2 protein-coding genes and 1 pseudogene are annotated in these 3182 nt (G+C 36.2%); 1 reads left to right on the forward strand and 2 read right to left on the reverse strand.

All coding sequences use genetic code 11. From position 1 onward, the window contains the following. Positions 1-94 precede the first annotated feature (94 nt). Positions 95-652: pseudogene (locus ACIQVU_RS20100) on the reverse strand (sodium:solute symporter family transporter); the annotation flags it as partial. Positions 653-846: 194 nt separating this feature from the next. Here ACIQVU_RS20100 and ACIQVU_RS20105 point away from each other — a divergent pair. Further along, complete coding sequence (locus ACIQVU_RS20105) at positions 847-2010, forward strand: class I SAM-dependent methyltransferase (RefSeq protein ID WP_340807992.1); 1164 nt, start codon at positions 847-849, stop codon at positions 2008-2010. Between the two features lie 42 nt (positions 2011-2052). On the opposite strand, the gene ACIQVU_RS20110 is transcribed toward ACIQVU_RS20105, so the two are convergent. Next, positions 2053-3075: an ABC transporter permease gene (locus tag ACIQVU_RS20110; RefSeq protein WP_402897009.1), complete on the reverse strand. Its 1023-nt coding sequence runs from the start codon at positions 3073-3075 to the stop codon at positions 2053-2055. Positions 3076-3182: the final 107 nt, after the last annotated feature.

A 3182-nucleotide genomic window follows, 5' to 3' on the forward strand; every position in this document is an offset into this window, starting at 1 on the left:
ACGCATCATTTTTCTCCGTTTCATATCTATTAAGAATAGTATACAGGAAAACGAAGAAAAAGAGTGTAAGTCTAAAAGTTAATCACCTTATATATGTATAACTAACAGCTAAAAATCCACCAAATAATGTGTAGGCAACAACTACACCTGAAACAATTAGTAAGCCTAAATGATAGTCATAACCAAAGGAGCTATCAAAAAACTTGCCTCCTGCAACCATCCCAGATGATACATAAAATGTAAAGAACACTAAAATAATAATTCCTGAAGCAATTCGAATTAGCTTTGTCTGATCACGCAATCGACTATCCAAATAACTTGGAATAGTAATCGAATCATTTGTCACCTGTGTATACACACGCAACCTTGGTGCTACCAATAGCCAGTTTAAATAAGCGCCGATTGTTAAACCAATAGCAATCCATACCTCTACAAGACCTGATAAAAAAATCGCCCCCGGTAAGCCCATTAGGAGCCATCCTGACATATCAGCTGCCCCTGCACTTAATGCTGTTACCGCTGGTCCTAAAGAACGCCCGCCCAGCATATAGTCTGTTAAATTAGATGTTTTCGCAAATGCATACCAACCAATTGCCAGCATAGCGACCATATAAATAATAATGGCTAATAATTGATACATATTATCTGACATATGCTTCCCTCCTTGATATATGTTTAGTATCACCTATTCTTACTATAATAAAGGTACCGTAAATAGCCAATTATCCCTGTAATTTCTTAATTATAATAATAAAAATAGCTCACTAAGCCAAAGTAGCCTTGGTCACTGAAAAAAGTATGTTAAACTAGTGCCATCTATCACACAATAAAGTAGGCGAAAAATATATGACATTTGAGGAAATGAAAGCTCAGCTTATTGAGCAAATCTTACAGCAGCAGCTTGTTACTGCAACAATTAGTCAACCGCGCATGAAATCTAATGACATCAAACGAATTAAATTAAAGCCATTAATGCTTAAAAATGCTTACCATATACAAATTGAATACCAATATGAACGGATTTTAAAACATGAAAATATCCTTTTAGCAAGCTTCCCTGCCAAGCTTGAGTCCTTCTTTGAGGACTATCGTCAAGCTCATATTGATTTTGTAGATGAAAAAGTACATGTACAATTATCCAAAAAAAATAAGGTGCTTTGGAAATCCGATAAGACTGCTTCACCAAAGCAGGTCAGCCTTACACATAATCGTAAAAAAAATTACTTACTCTCTGATGACCAGCCCTATCCTTTTTTAATTCGACTTGGTGTACAAACAGCGGAAGGAAAGGTTAAAAAGCAAAAGTACGATAAATTTAAACAGATTAATCGCTTTATTGAATTTATTGACGATGCTTTAGCTTACTTACCAAAAGATCGGCAGGTGCGAATTTTAGACTTTGGTTCAGGTAAATCTTATTTAACATTTGCTTTATACCATTATTTAAAAATTGAAAAGGGCTTAGATATTCACGTAACAGGCTTGGATTTAAAAAAAGAAGTTATTGAAGAATGCTCACAGATTGCACAGGATTTAGGCTATGACCAGCTTGAATTTCTTGTAGGGGATATTAATGATTATAACGAGGAATCTGCTGTTGATATGGTGGTAACATTACATGCCTGTGATGTTGCTACAGATATGGCCTTGGCTCGCGCTGTAAAGTGGGGTGCAAGCGTTATTTTAAGTGTTCCTTGTTGTCAGCATGAGCTAAATCGTCAGCTTCATACACCAGCTCTTGATATTATGCTACAGCACGGGCTTGTACGAGAACGTTTTGCTGCCCTTGCGACAGATGCTATTCGAGCAGAAATATTATCATTGGTTGGCTATGAGGCACAGCTACTGGAGTTTATTGATATGGAAAATACACCAAAAAATATTTTAATTCGAGCCTACCACACAGGCAAAAGGCCAAATAAACAACAGCGTGCTAGCTACGATGCCTTTGTAAAACTCCTAAATGCCACACCATTTTTAGCAAATGAACTAAGCGACTATTTACAATAGGTCTATAAAAAGGGAGCTCAAAAGTTATTTGAGCCCCTTTTCTTATAATTCTTGTCGTAAAGCTTGAATGACATCAATTTTTGTCGCCTTGCGTGCTGGGCGATAGCCAGAAATCATTGCGACCCCAATGCTAATAGCCGCTGCAATCAATACGAGCTGCCATGGAATCAGAGAAAACGTAATATTATTTGTTGCAAAGGCATCCTCTCCTGTTGCTGCCTTTAAAATTAATGGCAATGCAATATTAGCTGCAATACTAATAGCATAGGAAATAACAACCGCAATGAGCGTCCCTAAAATACCAATAAATGTACTTTCCATTAAAAATAATCGTTGGATAAGCTTTGGGCTTGCACCAATTGCCTTTAGTACACCAATTTCACGTGTGCGCTCTGTCACAGCCATTGTCATTGTATTAAAAATACCGATAGAAGCAATTAATACTGCAATTGTCCCAACAAAAATTAAACCCATTTTTAAGACAAGGAAAAATACATTCATTTGCTCTAATTGCTCTGTAACTGAATAAACACTGTAGCCTTTCTCTTTTAATGTTTCTAAAATTGGCTTTACATTTTCCAATGTATCCGCAAAAATATTAAATTCCGAATAAAACAGCTCATCCTCTGGAAGTGCTAAGCTTTGTGCTAATGCTGCCTTCTGTGCCTTATCCATATGAATAGAGCTATCAATCATCCAATCATAAGAAGGCTTCTCCATAATACCAACAATTGTATAGGTCATTTTTTCCGTTTCATTATTTGGATCATCATGAGTTGCTAAGGACAAGTCAATCTTTTGACCAATGAGTGATTCCTTATAGCCCTCGTCTCTTCCATCATAATAAGTACCTTCAGCTTCAGCCTTTTTACTTTTCTCAGCCATTATATTGCGATCCTCTTCATTTAATAATGTTTGAGCAAAATGATAGCCTACAATAATTTCATTGGGCTTTGATGGATATGTGCCTTCAGCTAGTTTATCATTGACCTGCTTAAAATCCTGCATATTCGTTAGTGTGACATTAGAAGTTGTATCACGGTCTTCAAAAAATGAATGTGCCATAGCATTGATATTCCCGAATTATTCATAGCTAACTGACCTGAGTTCGTTTTGTCATATTTCTTATCACAGACCAAGTTTCTCTGGAATTTAAATGGAGGAATAAATGA

Origin of the sequence: Lysinibacillus sp. NPDC098008 (assembly GCF_044760715.1) — a bacterium.
GTDB lineage: Bacteria > Bacillota > Bacilli > Bacillales_A > Planococcaceae > Lysinibacillus.

Excerpts from the sequence above, each read along its gene's own strand:
- ACIQVU_RS20105 (WP_340807992.1), top strand. The coding sequence starts at position 847 with ATGACATTTGAGGAAATGAAAGCTCAGCTTATTGAGCAAATCTTACAG.
- ACIQVU_RS20110 (WP_402897009.1), bottom strand. The coding sequence starts at position 3,075 with ATGGCACATTCATTTTTTGAAGACCGTGATACAACTTCTAATGTCACA.